General features: G+C 44.9%; 16 protein-coding genes. 6 read left to right on the forward strand and 10 right to left on the reverse strand.

Annotated elements, in window-relative coordinates; all coding sequences use genetic code 11:
* The coding region (locus tag CIK04_RS10700) for a flagellin (protein ID WP_142994989.1) at positions 1-1,022 on the forward strand (1,022 nt) is incomplete at its 5' end.
* Positions 1,023-1,182: 160 nt separating this feature from the next.
* The gene (locus CIK04_RS10705) at positions 1,183-2,310 is read left to right on the forward strand and encodes a flagellin (RefSeq protein WP_017421053.1); all 1,128 of its coding nucleotides are present in this window, start codon (positions 1,183-1,185) and stop codon (positions 2,308-2,310) included.
* A 61-nt stretch (positions 2,311-2,371) separates the two neighbouring features.
* Here CIK04_RS10705 and crr read toward each other — a convergent pair whose 3' ends face one another.
* The 5 genes from crr to cysZ form a co-directional block, all read right to left on the reverse strand.
* Entirely contained in the window at positions 2,372-2,881 is a 510-nt protein-coding gene (gene crr, locus CIK04_RS10710) for a PTS glucose transporter subunit IIA (protein WP_011078327.1), read from the reverse strand.
* A 120-nt stretch (positions 2,882-3,001) separates the two neighbouring features.
* Positions 3,002-4,726, reverse strand: coding sequence for a phosphoenolpyruvate-protein phosphotransferase PtsI (ptsI, locus tag CIK04_RS10715; protein WP_011149754.1), 1,725 nt, complete (start codon positions 4,724-4,726; stop codon positions 3,002-3,004).
* 136 nt (positions 4,727-4,862) lie between these two features.
* Positions 4,863-5,120: an HPr family phosphocarrier protein gene (locus CIK04_RS10720; RefSeq protein ID WP_011078325.1), complete on the reverse strand. Its 258-nt coding sequence runs from the start codon at positions 5,118-5,120 to the stop codon at positions 4,863-4,865.
* 294 nt (positions 5,121-5,414) lie between these two features.
* Positions 5,415-6,383 carry a cysteine synthase A gene (gene cysK, locus CIK04_RS10725; RefSeq protein WP_097353519.1) on the reverse strand — a complete coding sequence of 323 codons (969 nt, stop codon included), beginning with the start codon at positions 6,381-6,383 and terminating at the stop codon, positions 5,415-5,417.
* A gap of 154 nt (positions 6,384-6,537) precedes the next feature.
* On the reverse strand, positions 6,538-7,278 hold the full coding sequence (cysZ, locus tag CIK04_RS10730) for a sulfate transporter CysZ (RefSeq protein ID WP_097353518.1): 741 nt from the start codon (positions 7,276-7,278) through the stop codon (positions 6,538-6,540).
* A 202-nt stretch (positions 7,279-7,480) separates the two neighbouring features.
* Here cysZ and zipA point away from each other — a divergent pair, with 202 nt between their 5' ends.
* From zipA to CIK04_RS10750, 4 genes are all read left to right on the forward strand, one after another.
* Entirely contained in the window at positions 7,481-8,416 is a 936-nt protein-coding gene (gene zipA / locus CIK04_RS10735; protein ID WP_053542997.1) for a cell division protein ZipA, read from the forward strand.
* A 64-nt stretch (positions 8,417-8,480) separates the two neighbouring features.
* Positions 8,481-10,490, forward strand: coding sequence for an NAD-dependent DNA ligase LigA (gene ligA, locus CIK04_RS10740; protein ID WP_097353517.1), 2,010 nt, complete (start codon positions 8,481-8,483; stop codon positions 10,488-10,490).
* Positions 10,491-10,984: 494 nt separating this feature from the next.
* Positions 10,985-12,334 (forward strand): hypothetical protein, encoded by a 1,350-nt coding sequence (locus tag CIK04_RS10745; protein ID WP_017421049.1) that lies wholly within the window; start codon positions 10,985-10,987, stop codon positions 12,332-12,334.
* 71 nt (positions 12,335-12,405) lie between these two features.
* The gene (locus CIK04_RS10750) at positions 12,406-12,774 is read left to right on the forward strand and encodes a DUF2799 domain-containing protein (protein ID WP_017421048.1); all 369 of its coding nucleotides are present in this window, start codon (positions 12,406-12,408) and stop codon (positions 12,772-12,774) included.
* A 140-nt stretch (positions 12,775-12,914) separates the two neighbouring features.
* Here the strand turns inward: CIK04_RS10750 and CIK04_RS10755 are convergent, their stop codons facing one another.
* The 5 genes from CIK04_RS10755 to CIK04_RS10780 all read right to left on the reverse strand — a co-directional run bounded on the left by CIK04_RS10755 (position 12,915) and on the right by CIK04_RS10780 (position 17,389).
* Complete coding sequence (locus CIK04_RS10755; protein ID WP_097353516.1) at positions 12,915-13,367, reverse strand: NfeD family protein; 453 nt, start codon at positions 13,365-13,367, stop codon at positions 12,915-12,917.
* 9 nt (positions 13,368-13,376) lie between these two features.
* Positions 13,377-14,300, reverse strand: a complete 924-nt coding sequence (locus tag CIK04_RS10760) for an SPFH domain-containing protein (protein ID WP_026050466.1) — start codon at positions 14,298-14,300, stop codon at positions 13,377-13,379.
* Positions 14,301-14,463: 163 nt separating this feature from the next.
* On the reverse strand, positions 14,464-15,318 hold the full coding sequence (locus CIK04_RS10765; RefSeq protein WP_058667531.1) for a co-chaperone YbbN: 855 nt from the start codon (positions 15,316-15,318) through the stop codon (positions 14,464-14,466).
* A 288-nt stretch (positions 15,319-15,606) separates the two neighbouring features.
* Positions 15,607-16,434 carry an SDR family oxidoreductase gene (locus CIK04_RS10775; RefSeq protein WP_128824611.1) on the reverse strand — a complete coding sequence of 276 codons (828 nt, stop codon included), beginning with the start codon at positions 16,432-16,434 and terminating at the stop codon, positions 15,607-15,609.
* A 40-nt stretch (positions 16,435-16,474) separates the two neighbouring features.
* The gene (locus CIK04_RS10780) at positions 16,475-17,389 is read right to left on the reverse strand and encodes a TIGR01777 family oxidoreductase (protein ID WP_176463318.1); all 915 of its coding nucleotides are present in this window, start codon (positions 17,387-17,389) and stop codon (positions 16,475-16,477) included.
* Positions 17,390-17,542 lie beyond the last annotated feature (153 nt).

Consider the following 17,542-nt stretch of genomic DNA (forward strand, 5'->3'; position numbering starts at 1 on the left):
TCAACAGTGCAAAAGATGATGCAGCAGGTCTGCAAATCTCTAACCGCTTGAACGTACAAAGTCGCGGTCTAGACGTTGCGGTACGTAACGCCAACGACGGTATCTCAATCGCACAAACCGCAGAAGGTGCGATGAACGAGACCACCAACATCCTACAACGTATGCGTGACCTATCTCTACAATCAGCAAACGGCTCAAACTCAAAATCAGAGCGCGTGGCGATTCAAGAAGAGATCACCGCATTGAACGACGAGCTAAACCGTATTGCAGAAACCACGTCTTTTGGTGGTAACAAGCTGCTAAACGGTACTTACGGCACGAAAGCAATGCAAATTGGTGCGGATAACGGTGAAGCGGTCATGCTGTCACTGAAAGACATGCGCTCTGACAACGTGATGATGGGTGGCGTGAGCTACCAAGCTGAAGAAGGCAAAGACAAGAACTGGAATGTGGCCGCAGGCGACAACGACTTGACGATTGCACTGACAGACAGCTTTGGTAACGAGCAAGAGATCGAAATCAACGCGAAAGCGGGTGATGACATCGAAGAGCTAGCGACGTACATCAACGGTCAAACTGACCTTGTAAAAGCGTCAGTGGGTGAAGGCGGCAAGCTACAGATCTTTGCTGGTAACAACAAAGTTCAAGGTGAAATTGGTTTCTCAGGTAGCCTTGCAGGTGAACTTGGCCTAGGCGAAGGCAAAAACGTCACGGTAGATACGATTGACGTAACAACCGTACAAGGTGCGCAAGAGTCGGTAGCGATTGTGGATGCGGCACTGAAATACGTAGACAGCCACCGTGCCGAGTTGGGTGCATTCCAGAACCGTTTCAACCATGCAATCAGCAACTTGGACAACATCAACGAGAACGTGAACGCGTCGAAGAGCCGAATCAAGGATACCGACTTCGCGAAAGAAACGACTCAGTTGACCAAGACTCAAATTCTATCGCAAGCGTCAAGTTCAATTCTTGCGCAAGCGAAACAGGCGCCAAACTCAGCGCTAAGTCTACTAGGCTAATCTCTGAGCAGCAGCGGTTAATTTCGGTAAGCAGGAGCCAGGTAGTCTTACCTGGCTCTTTGTTTAATATCCTCGACGCAAGATGTTCTCGGCATAGGTTGACGGTTTTCTCGTTATTGCCGAATGAACGGAATTGAAACAGGAGAGGGATATCGATTAAATGGTTTCACTCAATACCAACGTGTCTGCGATGGTCGCTCAGAGGCATCTGAGCACAGCGGCAAGTCAGGTAGCTGAAACCCAAAAAAATCTAAGTTCCGGATTTCGAATTAATAGTGCCAGCGATGATGCCGCTGGAATGCAGATAGCGAATACGCTTCATGTCCAAACTCGTGGTTTGGATGTGGCATTAACTAACGCTCATAGTGCTTATGCCGTTGCAGAAACAGCGGAAGGGGCGTTGGAAGAGGGCAGTGAAATACTGCAGAGATTGCGATCTCTTTCTCTTCAAGCCGCAAACGGGTCGAACTCCGATGATGATCGGCAAAGTTTGCAGTTGGAAGTGGTGGTATTGAAAGATGAAGTGGAAAGAATAGCCAGGACAACCACATTTGCGGGTAAAAATCTGTTTGATGGAAGTTATGGTTCAAAAAGTTTTCATCTTGGGGCAAATTCTAATTCCATTTCTTTGCAACTCAAAAACATGCGGACTCACGTTCCTGAGATGGGCGGGTATCATTACCTAGCATCAGAATCAGTGGATGATGATTGGCAAGTTGACAAGGAATCAAGGCAACTTAGCTTTACTTTTCGAGATAGCGAAGGGGATGATCAATCCATTAAGATCTCGCTTAAACCTGGAGACAGTCTTGAAGAGGTCGCTACGTATATCAATTCACAGCAAAATGTTGTGGAGTCCTCGGTGACGGATGATCGGCGATTGCAGTTTTATGTCGCTAATCGTCACGCTCCTGATGGTTTAAATATCTCAGGAAGCTTGGAGGGAGAGCTAGACTTTGAGCCGCAAGGACAAGTGACGCTCGATGAACTCGATATCAGTAGTGTGGGTGGTGCTCAATTGGCAATTGCTGTTGTGGATACTGCAATTCAATATCTGGATTCTCACCGAAGTGAAATCGGCAGTTTTCAAAATCGGGTAGAGGGGACGATGGACAATTTGCAAAGTATCAATCGCAATGTCACTGAATCAAAAGGGCGAATATGGGATACCGATTTTGCGAAAGCATCGACCGCTTTAGTGAAGTCTCAGGTATTGCAACAGGCTACCTCTGCTTTGCTGGCTCAAGCCAAGCAAGCCCCAGGCAGTGCAATTGGGTTGCTATCTTAGGTTGCTCACAAAAACAAAAAACGCTGCCAATGGCAGCGTTTTTCTGTTAACTAAGTAGTAATTACTTAGTTACGCGTAGAACTGGTGTTTCACCAACAACAACAGAACCAGAAAGCTTGTTCAACTCTTTGATTTCGTCCATGTTAGAGATAACAACTGGAGTTAGTGTTGACTTCGCTTTCTCTTCAAGAAGAGCAAGGTCGAATTCAATTACAGTGTCGCCTGCTTTAACAGTTTGACCTTCTTCAGCGATACGAGTGAAACCTTCGCCTTTTAGTTCAACTGTGTCGATACCGAAGTGAACAAACAGTTCAACACCATCATCAGACTCGATAGAGAATGCGTGGTTAGTTTCAAAGATCTTACCGATAGTACCGTTTACAGGAGCTACCATTTTGTTGCCTGTTGGTTTGATAGCAATACCGTCACCAACGATCTTCTCAGCAAAAACAACATCTGGCACATCTTCGATGTTCACGATCTCACCAGACAAAGGTGCGATAATTTCGATTGCACCGGCGCTAGCGCTGTCATCAGATACAAGCTTCTTAAGTTTGTCAAACAGACCCATTGTGTCATGCTCCTAAGGTTTAGTTTTATTCTGTCGAATTATAGTATACCAATCCGAGCAGTTAGACGACTTTTTTTAGCCGCCTAACATATTATATAGGCTCGAAAATTGGTCAGCAGATTACTTAGAGTGCTCTGCGATGAACTTTTCTACACAAGCTTCGATTTCAGCCGCTGTTGGCAATGATAGCGCTTCTTCTGCCATTGCTTTCACTGCTGCGAAGTTTGCATTGCGGATCACTTTCTTCACTTTAGGAATAGAAATGCCGCTCATAGAGAATTCATCTAGACCCATACCCAATAGTAGAAGGGTAGCACGCTCATCACCTGCTAGCTCACCACACATACCAGTCCATTTACCTTCTGCGTGAGAAGCATCGATCACTTGCTTGATAACCGTTAGTACAGCTGGTGACAGTGGGTTGTAAAGATGAGAAATCATCTCGTTACCACGGTCTACGGCGAGTGTGTACTGAGTTAAGTCGTTAGTACCGATAGAGAAGAAAGAAACTTCCTTCGCCAAATGGTGAGCAACAGCGGCGGCTGCTGGCGTTTCAACCATCACACCGATTTCGATGTTTTCGTCGAATGCAAGACCTTCTGCGCGAAGTTCTGCTTTGTACTCTTCGATCGCTTCTTTCAGCGCGCGAATTTCTTCAACAGAGATGATCATTGGGAACATGATACGTAGTTTACCGTGTGCTGAAGCACGTAGGATACCACGTAGCTGGTCACGAAGAATTTCGCGACGATCTAAGCTGATGCGAACTGCACGCCAGCCTAGGAATGGGTTCATCTCTTTTGGAAGATCCATGTATGGTAGATCTTTATCACCACCGATATCCATTGTACGGATAATGACAGCTTGACCTTCCATTGCTTCTGCAACTTCTTTATATGCTTGGTACTGTTCTTCTTCTGTTGGTAGCGCGTCGCGATCCATGAAGAGGAATTCAGTACGGTAGAGACCAACACCTTCACCACCGTTACGGATGATGCCATCACAGTCTTTTACTGTACCGATGTTGCCGCATACTTCTACGCGGTGACCATCTAGTGTTTCTGCGTGTAGGTCTTTCAGCTTCGCCAACTCTTCTTTCTCTGCTAGGAACGAAGCTTTCACAGCTTTCGCTTCTTCAATCTGAGCTTCAGAAGGGTTAACGATAATTTTGTTGTTCATTGCGTCAAGAATCAGCATGTCGCCATTCTTAACTTTCTTTGTGATGTCGTTTGTACCAACAATCGCAGGAAGCTCAAGTGAGCGAGCCATGATTGAAGTATGAGATGTACGACCACCGATGTCACAAGCGAAACCAAGAACGTAATCTAGGTTGATTTGCGCAGTTTCAGATGGAGTGAGGTCGTAAGCCACCAAGATAACTTGTTCGTTGATATCACTTAGCGAAACAATGTTGATACCAAGAGCATTTTTGACAAAACGAGAACCGATATCACGGATATCCGTTGCGCGTTCCTTCAGGTATTCATCATCAAGAGATTCTAGAGCGGTTGCTTGCTCTTCGATAACAGTGTAAATCGCGTTGTCTGCAGTCATCTTCTCTTTTTTGATGAGTGCTAGGATTTCTTCCTCTAGCTCTTCATCTTCAAGAAGCATGATGTGACCTTCGAAGATCGCTTCCTTCTCTTCACCGAAAGTTTCTAGCGCTTTCTGCTTGATTGTTTCTAGCTGTGCAGAAGATTTGCTGCGCGCGTCGTAGAAACGCTGAACTTCAGCTTCTACTTGAGCTTCGGTGATAGTGTTAGTGTTTAGGACAATTTCATCTTCTTGAAGTAGTAGTGCTTTACCAATTGCAATACCAGGAGATGCCAGGATGCCTGAAATCATAGCCTTACCTTAAGTTGGTCAAACGTAAACGGGAATGTGTGACTAAATCGCTAACGAAAAATTGTAGCTGACTAATCGGTTGTACTTTGAACAAAGCCATTTAGTGTGAGCTAAATGGCTTTGAGGGATACATTGATTAGTGTAGTTGATCCATTAGAGCAACTAGGTGATCAACTGCTTGCTGTGCTTGTGGGCCTTCAGCAGAGATTGTAACTACAGTGCCTTTTACAAGACCTAGAGTTTGTAGTTTGAACAGACTCTTAGCGCTTGCGCTTTTGCCATTAGAAGTCACAGTGATATCCGCGTCAAAAGCTTTAGCTTCTTTTACGAATTGAGCAGCTGGGCGAGTGTGAAGGCCGTTTTCTGCTGTGATTTCTACTTGCTTCTCGTACATGTGATATACCCCAATTGAATGTATTTTTGTTAGTCAAGACTCGTTTTAGCTTAACCGCTTTACTTGAACCGCGCCAGAGCACGAGGGGAGCAAGCGTGTTGAAGCAGATACGAGTCAAAAGTTTATGTAATACGCTTTATGCTTTGTTGCATAAATGTCAAAAAACTTTCTTTATCGCTTCTTTATTTTGAAGCTAAAAATAAAACACCCTGATATTACCAAAGGTGAGGCAAGGATCAACAAAAAAGCCCCTGAATGGGGCTTTTTTGAACGAAAAATTGATTTGAACCCGTATTACTGCTGGTTCTCTTTCTCAGTAAAGAGGCCTGCAAATAGGGCGGTACTTAGGTAACGTTCGCCAGAGCTAGGTAGTACGGTGACAATGGTTTTTCCTTCGAATTCAGGGAGTTCAGCAAGGCGGTTTGCTGCCACTACTGCAGCTCCTGATGAAATACCCGCCAAGATACCTTCTTCTTCCATTAGGCGACGAGCCATTTCAATGGCTTCTTCCGATGTCACTTTCTCAACACGGTCAATCAGTGACAAGTCGAGGTTACCAGGAATGAAACCAGCGCCGATACCTTGGATTTTGTGTGGTGCTGGCTTGATTTCTTCACCTGCCAGCGCTTGAGAAATTACAGGGGATTCTGTTGGTTCAACGGCAACGGAAAGAATTTGCTTCCCTTTCTCACCTTTGATGTAACGGCTAGTACCAGTAATGGTACCACCAGTCCCTACACCAGCAACAAAGACATCGATAGCACCATCGGTTGCTTCCCAGATTTCTGGCCCCGTGGTCTTTTCGTGAATTTCTGGGTTTGCTGGGTTATTGAATTGTTGAAGAAGCAGGTATTTTTCAGGGTTGCTAGCGACAATTTCTTCTGCTTTAGCGATTGCGCCTTTCATGCCTTTCGCCGCTTCAGTAAGCTCTAGATTTGCACCAAGTGCTTTCAATAGTTTACGGCGCTCTAGACTCATAGACTCAGGCATCGTCAGTGTCAGCTTGTAACCACGAGCGGCTGCAACAAATGCCAGTGCAATACCAGTATTACCACTGGTTGGTTCTACCAATTCAACACCTGGTTTCAGTTTGCCTTCTTTTTCTGCTTCCCAAATCATGTTTGCACCGATACGGCACTTCACACTGAAGCTAGGGTTGCGAGCTTCGATTTTCGCTAGCACTTTACCGTTACTCACTTTGTTCAAACGAACCAGTGGAGTATTGCCAATAGTCAGAGAGTTGTCTTCGTAGATTTTGCTCATGGTGATGTTCCTTCATTACACGTTTAGTGAATACGAATAGAAGGATATGACTGATAATTCAAAGGGAAAAGGATTAAATAGTTATATCTTATGAGAGTGATGTTTCTACACGGAAAAAACTTGCCACCCATCATTAAGGTGGCAAGTGCTTAAACTATCCTCGCTTAAACTCATTGACCCACATGGCGGTTGCACCACAAACCGCAACAGGCATCACGATCAAGTTAAGAATAGGGATGGAAGTACACAGGGATACCATGGCGCCGAAGGTATAGGCTTTAGATTGGTTTTGTTTCAAAGTGTTTCTCATCTCATGAAAGGAGACTTTGTGGTTGTCGAATGGGTAGTCACAATACTGAATTGCTAGCATCCAAGCGGTAAAAATAAACCACAGAAGAGGCGCGACGGTTTGGCCTAACGCGGGGATAAGTAACAGTAAGAATAAACCTATTGCTTTAGGGAGTACGTAAAGCAGTTTTCGCCATTCGCGAGCCAAGACGCGAGGTACATCTTTAACAACATCAGAAAAGCCTTCGTTGTTACTTTTTTTCCCTGTCAGTTTTTCTTCCACTTTGTCCGCAAGGAGGCCATTAAATGGCGCTGCAATGAAATTGGCCAAGGTACTAAAGAAATAAGAGAAGGTCGCGATGATCGTCAGTGCCAATAGCGGCCATAACAGGTAACTCAGCCAAGAAAGAAAATCGGGCAATTGGCCTATCCACCCTTCAATCCAGAGATTAAGGTTAGAGAATAGATAATAGAGTGCTCCTCCAACTAGGAGGATGTTTGCAAGCAGTGGCATGAGTATGAATCGTTTTACGCCGGGTGATAACGCCAGTTCCAATCCATAGAAAAAATAACCAAATCCGCTACGCTTTGTGTACGTTGTGTTCATCTTATTGTTCTGCTTAAGAAATGAATGAACTCATTGTACCCAACTGAGGAAAGAAAAAAAGCGTGCAAGAAATCACACCAATCTTTGAACTTCTAACATTAATTTGTTCTAACTCTTTCGATAACTTTGGTAAAGTAACCAGATATTTTAGGTTGATAGATTCACAGACCCTTGTGTGTCTCTGGGATTATGAGAGTAAATAATGCAGGAATTGCGATTCGTACTCATTGTGGTTGGCGCATTAGCCATCATGGCGCTGCTGTTTCACGGACTTTGGACGAGTAAAAAAGAAGGGAAGGCAAAATTTGGTGATAAACCATTAAGCAAGCTTGATTTGGGGGAAAGCGAACCTAAAGAGAGCGAGATGTATGTTGCCCCTGAAGATGATTACGAAATTATTCGAAAAGAGCGTAAAGAACCCGCGTTTGAAGACGAGAAGCCCTTTTCTACGAGTGGTGTTATTGGTGATCCATTAATTGATGATCTTCATAGCGGACAAGATAAAGAGAATAAGTTCTCACAACCTAAATTTGATGATGATATTACGGTCGCAGAGGCAGAAGCAGCCGCTTCGATTGAGCAGGATGCGCCTGCTTGGGTTGAGCAACATCAGGAAATAGATGAACCTATCACTCATCATCCTGAAGAGATTGACGCGTTTTCTGGTGAAGAGATCATCGTAGAGCCCGATGAGCCAACGTCACAAACAGTAGAACCAGAACTGCAAGTCATTGTTCTTAATGTACACTGTGCTGGTGATTCTCCCTTTGTTGGTACCAAGCTGTTTGATAGCATGCAACAAAATGGCCTAGTGTATGGTGAAATGGATATTTTCCATCGACATCTTGATATGTCGGGTACTGGTAAAGTGCTGTTTAGTGTTGCAAATATGATGCATCCAGGCACGCTAAAACATGATGACCCCGCGGAATTCTCGACCAAAGGCATCTCTTTCTTTATGACCTTGCCTTGTTATGGTGAGGCTGACCAGAACTTTAACTTGATGCTAAAAACCGCGCAGAAAATCGCGGATGATCTCGGTGGTAATGTGCTTGATGATAAGCGCAATCTTATGACGCCAGATCGATTGGCGGGTTACAGAAGGCAAATAGTTGAGTTCAAAGCGTCAAAAGCTTAAGCTTCATTTATCCCATCAGGGCTCCCTAAGGAGCCCTTTTTTATCGTGATTTAAGGGCTGGAAAATGTCTGAATCCAAGCAGCAATATTTAGAAGAATTAAAACAGCAACTGCATCATCACGCAGTTCGTTACTACGTTGAAGATAATCCTGAAATTCCGGATGCCGAATATGACCGCATGATGCGTGAGTTAATGGCGATTGAAGCGGAGCATCCGGAGTGGATGAGTGTTGACTCACCGAGTCAGCGAGTGGGAGGTGTCGCTCTTGATAGTTTCCGCCAAGTGACACATGAGATCCCGATGCTTTCGTTGGATAATGCCTTTAGCGATGAAGAGCTCGAGAGTTTCCTTAAACGCGCACAAGATCGTATGCCAAGTGCTCATATTGATGCATTTTGTTGCGAGCCTAAGCTTGATGGTTTAGCAGTCAGCCTTCTCTATGAAAATGGCGTTTTGGTTCAGGCCGCGACACGAGGTGATGGTGCCACTGGCGAAAATATTACCGAAAACGTGCGTACCATTGCTTCTGTGCCACTGAAATTGCAGGGAGAAGGTTGGCCTTCACGCATCGAAGTTCGTGGTGAAGTCTTCATGCCCAAAGCAGGCTTTGAAAAACTCAACGACATCGCTCGCAAGAAAGGCGAAAAAGTATTCGTCAATCCGCGCAATGCAGCGGCGGGAAGCTTACGCCAACTTGATTCGAAGATCACCGCAACTCGTCCGTTGGCGTTTTATGCGTATAGCGTGGGCGTCGTTGAGGGTATCTCACTGTCATCAAGCCATTACCAGCGTTTCTTGCAGTTAAAGCAATGGGGCTTACCTATGTGCCCTGAGACGAAGTTGGTTAATGGATTGGAAAGCGTTAAGGAATTCTACACCGACATTTTAAATCGACGCGATGCATTGCCATATGAAATTGATGGTGTCGTTATTAAGATTGACGACATTGCGATTCAAGAAAAATTAGGTTTTGTGGCACGCGCACCGCGTTGGGCTATCGCGTATAAGTTTCCTGCACAAGAAGAACTCACGACATTAAACGATGTTGAATTCCAAGTCGGACGTACTGGCGCCATTACGCCCGTCGCAAAATTAGAGCCTGTATTTGTGGGTGGTGTTACCGTCAGTAATGCAACGCTTCATAACGCTGATGAAATCGAACGCCTTGGTGTGATGGTTGGTGATACCGTCGTGATTCGACGCGCCGGGGATGTGATTCCACAAATTGTTTCTGTGGTGAAAGATAGACGTAAAGGGGATGAAAAAAACATCGTTTTCCCGACCTCTTGCCCAGTCTGTCACTCACATGTTGAACGTATTGAGGGAGAAGCGGTGACTCGCTGCTCTGGCGGATTGGTATGTCAAGCACAGCGAAAAGAGGCGCTGAAACATTTCGTCTCTAGGAAGGCACTCGATGTTGATGGGCTGGGTGACAAGGTCATCGAGCAGCTTGTAGACAAAGAAATGGTAGAGACACCTGCGGATTTGTTTACGTTATCTGCAGGCGTTTTAACGGTACTTGAGCGAATGGGACCAAAGTCAGCGCAGAACATCGTCAACGCCCTTAACGTTGCGAAAGAGACCACGTTGGCGCGTTTTCTTTATTCTTTGGGAATTCGAGAAGTGGGCGAGGCAACCGCGGCAAATTTGGCTCGCCATTTTAAAACACTAGAAGCAATACAAACTGCAACGCATGAGCAGTTAATCGAAGTTCCCGATATCGGTGAAGTCGTCGCTCGTCATATCACGGCATTTTTTGCTGAAGAGAAAAATCAAAGGGTGGTGCAAGCACTTATTGAACAAGGGATTGTTTGGCCCGCTGTCGAGGAGCTTGGTAGTGAGATACCTCAGCCATTAGCAGGCAAAGTCGTTGTACTAACCGGAACCTTGACACAGCTCAGTCGTGGCGATGCAAAAGCGGCTTTGGAACGATTGGGGGCTAAAGTCACGGGAAGTGTATCCAAGAAAACAGATATCGTTTTTGCTGGTGAAGCGGCGGGTTCAAAATTAACCAAAGCGCAAGAACTTGGCGTGGAAATTCAAACAGAGCAAGATTTACTCGCACTTCTGTAACCTAAAAAAGATAAAATAAAAACTAAAACCCTCTAAATTGACGTTTGGAGGGTTATTTTTTTATGTGAAATAAATACTGGTTAACGAATGAAAATATCGATAAAAATTATTCCGTGAGCCAGATCGTGTGCTGACTAAATGCTTTGCGTAGAAACATATAATGCGATGAGGTTCAAATTGATTTATTTAAGTTATTGTTTATAAGGCCTTTGTTTATTGCTTCTAGTTTGGATGGAAAATAAGATCTAGATCATGTTGATTTGAGGAAATTTGGTCTTGCTCATATTTTTTTAGAAAAAAAATAAGTTCCTATTGGATGTTTTACGCTGCGAAGTTAGTCTATGAGCCATGGATACACACGGTGTATGCAGGAAATAAAAAAACCAAAATTAGGATTAATTAGGTTTTTTCGTAGGAAATGATTTCTCCCTTCGGCGGCCAACTAAAGGTGAGAATGAAAAAATACAGCTATATCCATTTTTAGGAGTTTTTCCATGGACAAATTTTTTAAAGTATCTGCCATAACTGCAGCAATGGTAGGCGCAATCGCAGCAGCTCCAGTTTCAGCTGCGGACCAAGTAGGTCCACAGTATGCTGGTGAGGTTTCTGAGTTTTTTGCTGAATCAACCATCAGCGGTAACTTTAACATGTGGATGCGTGCTCGTGATCGTGGCAACGTTGATGCAAACGGTAACGATACTAAGAAAGAGACAAACCTGAACCACGGCAGCTTGTTTATCAACCTAGGTTTTAATTCGGGTTACGTCAATGATGTCGTTGGTGCGGATTTCGTTATCTATAGCACTTGGGATATGTGGAATGATTCAGTTGGTGCTGGTCATGAAATGAACTTCCTTGACTGTGATGGTCCTGCATCTGCTGGTTGTTGGAACAACCTAGAAAAAGGCGGCGTCTCTTTTGCAACAGCAGCTGCTAAGTTTAAGTTTGGTGACAATGTTCGCGCTAAACTAGGCTACTTCCAACCATCAGTTGCAAGCGGTTTAGGTGTAAACTGGTCGTTCGCTCCTGGTACTTACCGTGGTGGTGAAATTGGTGGTACATTCGGCAAGCTTGATTTAGGTTTCGTGGTTGCTGATGAATACAAAGCACCATGGTACAAAGAAACTGACGCTTTCAAAGGTGTTGATGGCGATGATGAGATTTTGTTCTCTCTAGGTGCTCGTTATACTTTAGATAACGGCATTAGCTTAGACGGTGCTCTTTCTAAGTTGGATGAGCGTACAACAGCTCACTTTAAAGTGAAAGGCACAACTGATGGTGGCTTCTACTGGTCTCCACAACTTTATATCGTTCAAGATGAAAACCAATATACAAATGATGACCTAGGCTACCAGTTGGCGTTCTTGTCTAGTTTCTCTGCTGGTGCTTATTCTTTCCGTGCTGAAGCAACCTATACTTCTGCAGACGAAGATGGTAACTGGTTTGCATACCGTCCTACAGCAGGTTACGGTGGCTCAAATGGTGCGTATGAAATTTGGTGGAACAACCGTTCAGACTTTAACCATCATGAAGAGCTAGCTGTTTTCGGTTCTGTATCTCGTGACTTTTCTGATATTGGCGGCACAGGGTTTAGTGCTGGTGTAAGTGCGGCTCTTGGCACTGGTGCTTCAGTTGCAGGCTACGATGATCTAACTGAATACGCGTACAGTATGTTTGCTAACTACGCAATTCAAGCTGGTGCATTGAAAGATGCGACTGTAGCATTCCACTACACTCAATACTTCAATGATTCTGATGCTCCAAACTGGACTGGTTATGCAAACGCGTTCCAAGATGAGACTGATTTCAAGTTGATTCTAGCTATTCCTTTCAACGTAAAATAAGTTGAACCTAGTATAACTGCCTAATAAGCTGAGCACTAAGTGCTCGGCTTTTTTCTTTTCTAGGAGGCAACATGAAAAATTATAGTTTGGCAGCACTGTGTTTCATAGCTCTTGCTGGTTGTACATCCTCGACGCCAATGACTTCGGAAGAGTTTTGGTTTAATCAAGGATATCGATTTGGCGTTCATGGTTATCAACAAGAGTCAGAGTCACTAAGTGCGATTAAGGAAAAGGTTCCCTTTGAGCAGAATGCATATATGCAGGGGTATGAAAAAGGGAAGAAAGAATACTGTGACCCTTTTCATGCTTTTGAAAAAGGTATTAGAGGGATTCGCTATACGGGACAATGTAGTGAGTACGCGAATGAGGCGATGATCAAAGCGGAATGGCAAAGAGGATGGGACACCTTCTTAGGGGCGGATTTTTATCGTTTTCGCTAGATACTAGATAAAGGTACGATGTGTTGGCGTAGCGATCGTTAAGTTACAAATTGTATTTGTCATTTTTTAGCAATACTAGTTGACGACAGAAAGAGGCTCTCTTGGAAAATAAGGCCTCAAACTGTCCACGCTATTAACAACTAAGCGCTCACTTCAACCTTCAACACAATTCCATCTAAGGCGATAATTTTAATTTTACTGCCTGCTGGAATATCAATATCAGAATGTGCTGACCAAGTGGAGTCTGCCACTTGGATTCGATTCATGCCGGCATGGATATCCTCTTTTAGAATAATTTCTTGGCCAACCAGTTGTTTTTGCTTCTGATTAAGATCGCGTGATGAATCATCATGCTGATCTTTTGCAAGCTGTTTACGCCACCAAAGCCAAGTCGTCACGAGTGAGAACACTGCGAATGCGCTCCACTGCAGTTGCCAACTCATAGGGATAAGAGACAGCAACAGACCAACCAGTAAAGCCGACAAACCAAGCCAAAGAAAGTAACCTGCGGTGCCCAACAGTTCCACTGCCAATAAGGCTAGCCCGAGAGCTAGCCAATGCCAGTGATTGATGCCATCTAATAACTCAATCACAGCGCCTCCTTATTTTTGTGAATCGCCGCTTTGCTTGAACATCTCAGCAATACCAGCAATTGAACCCATTAGACCAGAAGCCTCAAGTGGGAGCATGATGATTTTCCCATTTTCGGCTTGGCCAATGGTCTTCAATGCTTCAGTATAGCCTTGCGCAATGAAGTAATTTACCGCTTGCATGTCACCTTTGGCGATTGCGTCAGAAACCATGGCTGTCGCTTTTGCTTCTGCTTCAGCCGCACGTTCACGAGCTTCTGCTTGCAAAATGGCAGCTTGTTTTTCCCCTTCTGCTTTGAGGATTTCAGATTGCTTTTGACCTTCTGCGCGTAGAATTTGTGCTTGGCGAATCCCTTCGGCTTCGAGAACTTCGGCACGTTTGTTACGCTCGGCTTTCATTTGTGCGTTCATTGCCGCCGTGAGATCCGCTGGTGGCTGAACGTCTTTAATTTCGATACGTGTGACTTTAACGCCCCAAGGGTTGGTGGCTTGGTCGACGATCGAAAGCAATTTCGTGTTGATCATATCGCGCTGACTAAGCATTTCGTCCAGCTCCATTGAGCCGAGTACCGTACGCATGTTGGTCAAGGTGAGGTTACGGATCGCGTGCTGCAGTTCACTGACCTCGTATGCGGCTTTCGCAGCATCAATGACTTGAACAAAACAGACGGCATCGATTACCACGTTGGCGTTGTCTTTAGAAATAACTTCTTGAGCAGGGATATCGAGAACCTGCTCCATCATATTGATTTTGTGGCCGATACGATCGATGAAAGGGACGATCAGGTTGAGGCCTGGTTTTAGCGTAATGGTATAGCGACCAAAGCGCTCCACCGTCCAGTTGTGTCCTTGTGGTACGGTTTTTACTGCTGAGGCAATAAAGGTAATCGCAACAAAAACGAGTACCGCGATAGTGACTAACGAGTCAATTGGCATAATTCCATCCTTCTGAATAAATAAGATATGCAATTGGTTTATTTTTGCGCAGAATGATAAGTAAAACAATGCAATAAATGCGAATTGACGCTAGTTTCTGACAGAATAAAGGCCGGATTAAGCCAGCCTTAAGTAATTGATTTGAAAGTAAGTTGAAACTAATTTAGTAAAGGATGGAGTAGAGTTGTCGACGGTAGCGACTGGCTACGGCATTTCCTTGCCCTAGTGCGGAAAGAATGTCCATAAAGGTTTTCCGTACTTCACCATCTCCAATGCTTAAATTAACTTTCAATTGTGACCAGAGTAGCGCCAGCGCTTCCTCTTCTCTACCGACTTGCTGATACTGGATCGCTAGCTCACAGGTGATAGTGTGATCTTCTGGATTCACTTGGTGTTGCTGCTCCAATTTTTGGATCTCAGGGCTGTTGGTGGCCTGTCTTTGTAGGTCGAGTTTCGCGATCAAGCCTTTATAGTAATTGTCCTGATATTCTAAAGGAATGTTTGACAGTAGCTGCTCTGCTAAGTCGAGTTGATGAAGCTCTAATAAGCAATTGGCGTGAGCCAACTTGACATCACCTCGTTGTGCGATGGCCTCAGACAACAACGCGATTTTCTCCAACGCCTCAGTATGGCGAGATTGCTGGATAAGCTCGCTGATCTCTTTCAGTAGCAACTCATCTTGTGACGGTAAGTGTTTATCCAGCATGGCCTGAATTTTTTCCAACGGATGAGGCCCCCCTAAACCATCGACTGCTTGCCCATTGATGAACAATGCGGTGGTTGGCAACACTTGTACGCCAAACTGTGCGGCGATGGGGCCTTGCTGTTCACAATCGAGCAGCGCTAAGACAAACGCGCCTTGATATTGCTGGGCGAGTTGGCGGAGAGCAGGAAGATGTTCGGTGCTCTCAGGATAAGCATTTGCCCAAAAATGTACCACTATTGGTGTTTGTGTTGAGCGTTCGATGATTTCACGAAAATTTTGCTCATTGATATCAACAATGTATGGAGATTGCATTTTGGGATCCTTATCAAGACAGTCTTATCTCAACAAGATATTGGGTAGAGAGCCTGGTTTTTCAAGCACAAAAAACGCTGCAGAGTGCAGCGTTTTGTCGAGTGGCAAGCGAAAGTGCCTAAATAAGTATAAATATTGTCAGCACCACACCCACACTTAGCCAGTTTAATTGATTTAATGACATGAACTAGGTGCTCGTTTTGTTAGCAGTGAAAATGACCGAGATTTTGTGGTGATGAGTAAATTATCATCCATTTGTGACGAATTGATTACATTATCAGCAATAAATTACGCCGCTCTTTTTAATATTTCATCCAGCCAGCGCGTTGGTAAAATCCGTTTGAATACAGCAAACAGCTTAGTTGGTGTGGTCACTCGGTAACGTATTTTCGGTTTCTGACTGGTTAGCGCGTGCAACACTGGCTCAATACAAGACTCGGCAGGTAAGACGAAACTGCTCTTCGAGTTGGTATTCTCTAGGCGATCTTTTTGCGCCAGATAGCTGTCTCTGTGAGGGCTGTTTTCAATATCAATCCATTGCAAAAAGGCTTGCAGCGCGTTGTAACGAAAACGGGTTTCGATTGGGCCCGGTTCGAGGATGGCAATGTGAATATTCGTGCCATCGAGCTCAAGCCTGAGGGTGTCGCTCCAACCTTCAATCGCGAATTTAGAGGCGTTATAGGCACCGCGATATTTCATCGCAGCGAATCCTAACACGGAGCTATTTTGCACAATGCGTCCCTGCTTGTTCTCTCTCATGATCGGTAATATTTCACGTACCAATTGATGCCAACCAAAAAAGTTGCTTTCAAACTGGGCTCTCAATGCGTCGGTGGGGAGATCCTCCAGTGCACCAGGTTGCCCATAGGCACCATTGTTAAAAAGCCCATAGAGTCGCCCGTCGCTGATCTCTAGGGCTTGTTGAACGGCAAGAGAAATGCTGTTGCTATCGGCTAAATCGAGTTGAATGCACGTGAGTCCTTCGCTTTGCAAGCGCTCAACATCACGGAGGTTTCGACAAGAAGCAATGACTTCAAAGCCGCTTTTTTGCAGTGCGTGCGCACAGACGTACCCAATACCACTCGAGCAGCCTGTGATTAAGACCCATTTGGTCATGATTAGTCCTTAAATAAATTCGATGTTAAACGCTTGAGAGTCAGTGTTTGGCTTTCAATAAGTGATTTAAAGCGGGTTCAATTCGAGAAAAGTGGAACGTAAAGCCAAGTTCGGTCAAGCGTTTTGGCTTAGCACGAATGCTATCAAACAGCAGGCAAGACGATTCTCCCATCATGAGTGTCATAACCCACTCGGGCGTCCAGAGAAAATGAGGGCGATGAAGGGATTTCGCCAAGGCGCGGCTAAACTCTTTATTGCTAACCGGATGCGGTGCACAGACGTTGTACTCACCTTGAGCGTGAGGCGTTTCGAGCAGAAAAACAATCGCTCTCACCATATCTTGCAGGTGTATCCAAGGTAGGTATTGCTTGCCACTGCCAATAGGGCCGCCTAAGCCAAATTGGTAGGGCAATAACATTTTCTTGAGCGCACCCCCGTGAGGAGCCAGAACCACGCCAGTGCGCAATAAGCAAACACGCGTCAGGTCTGATTGCGCCTGCTTCGCAATTTGCTCCCAATGAGCGCAAACCGTATGAGTAAATCCGGCACTGTGAACGTGCAAACACTCATCAAATGGATGAGCTTGTTGATCACCATAGTAACCTACCGCCGATCCACTGATAAAAACGGCTGGGGGCTTAGCACTGGCGTGAATCAACTCGACCAAAGCTTCGGTCAATTGCCATCGACTGTCGCAGATGGCTTTTTTTTGTGCTGCACTCCAGCGTTTGTCGGCGATAGGTTCGCCTGCCAAATTAATCACGGCATCGATATCGTTCAAATCTTGCAGAGAAGAGAGGTCATCAAGGTATTGAATGTTGCCTAAGTCTACAAAACTCAAATTCTTCTTTGCCGCTTCGATGTTACGAGTGAGCAGTAGGATCTGATGAGAAGACAACGTTTTCAGCAGTTCCGAACCGATAAAACCTGTTCCACCAGTCAATAGTATTTTCATGCACGCCTCCATACCTGCATTTAGTATATGGCACAGATAAGTACGCAGCCAACCCTATGATAGTTCAATGGTTCATCTTGCCCTTGTTTCTGAGTAAGGTCACATTCTTGTCAAAATGTAACCAATTATTACTGTGCTTTTCACACGAATCAC

The organism is Vibrio sp. 03_296 (assembly GCF_002265885.1).

Excerpts from the sequence above, each read along its gene's own strand:
- CIK04_RS10765 (WP_058667531.1), bottom strand. The coding sequence starts at position 15,318 with ATGCAATCTCCATACATTGTTGATATCAATGAGCAAAATTTTCGTGAA.
- CIK04_RS10705 (WP_017421053.1), top strand. The coding sequence starts at position 1,183 with ATGGTTTCACTCAATACCAACGTGTCTGCGATGGTCGCTCAGAGGCAT.
- CIK04_RS10775 (WP_128824611.1), bottom strand. The coding sequence starts at position 16,434 with ATGACCAAATGGGTCTTAATCACAGGCTGCTCGAGTGGTATTGGGTAC.
- cysK (WP_097353519.1), bottom strand. The coding sequence starts at position 6,383 with ATGAGCAAAATCTACGAAGACAACTCTCTGACTATTGGCAATACTCCA.
- CIK04_RS10720 (WP_011078325.1), bottom strand. The coding sequence starts at position 5,120 with ATGTACGAGAAGCAAGTAGAAATCACAGCAGAAAACGGCCTTCACACT.
- CIK04_RS10760 (WP_026050466.1), bottom strand. The coding sequence starts at position 14,300 with ATGCCAATTGACTCGTTAGTCACTATCGCGGTACTCGTTTTTGTTGCG.
- CIK04_RS10750 (WP_017421048.1), top strand. The coding sequence starts at position 12,406 with ATGAAAAATTATAGTTTGGCAGCACTGTGTTTCATAGCTCTTGCTGGT.
- ptsI (WP_011149754.1), bottom strand. The coding sequence starts at position 4,726 with ATGATTTCAGGCATCCTGGCATCTCCTGGTATTGCAATTGGTAAAGCA.
- zipA (WP_053542997.1), top strand. The coding sequence starts at position 7,481 with ATGCAGGAATTGCGATTCGTACTCATTGTGGTTGGCGCATTAGCCATC.
- ligA (WP_097353517.1), top strand. The coding sequence starts at position 8,481 with ATGTCTGAATCCAAGCAGCAATATTTAGAAGAATTAAAACAGCAACTG.
- crr (WP_011078327.1), bottom strand. The coding sequence starts at position 2,881 with ATGGGTCTGTTTGACAAACTTAAGAAGCTTGTATCTGATGACAGCGCT.
- CIK04_RS10780 (WP_176463318.1), bottom strand. The coding sequence starts at position 17,389 with ATGAAAATACTATTGACTGGTGGAACAGGTTTTATCGGTTCGGAACTG.
- cysZ (WP_097353518.1), bottom strand. The coding sequence starts at position 7,278 with ATGAACACAACGTACACAAAGCGTAGCGGATTTGGTTATTTTTTCTAT.
- CIK04_RS10745 (WP_017421049.1), top strand. The coding sequence starts at position 10,985 with ATGGACAAATTTTTTAAAGTATCTGCCATAACTGCAGCAATGGTAGGC.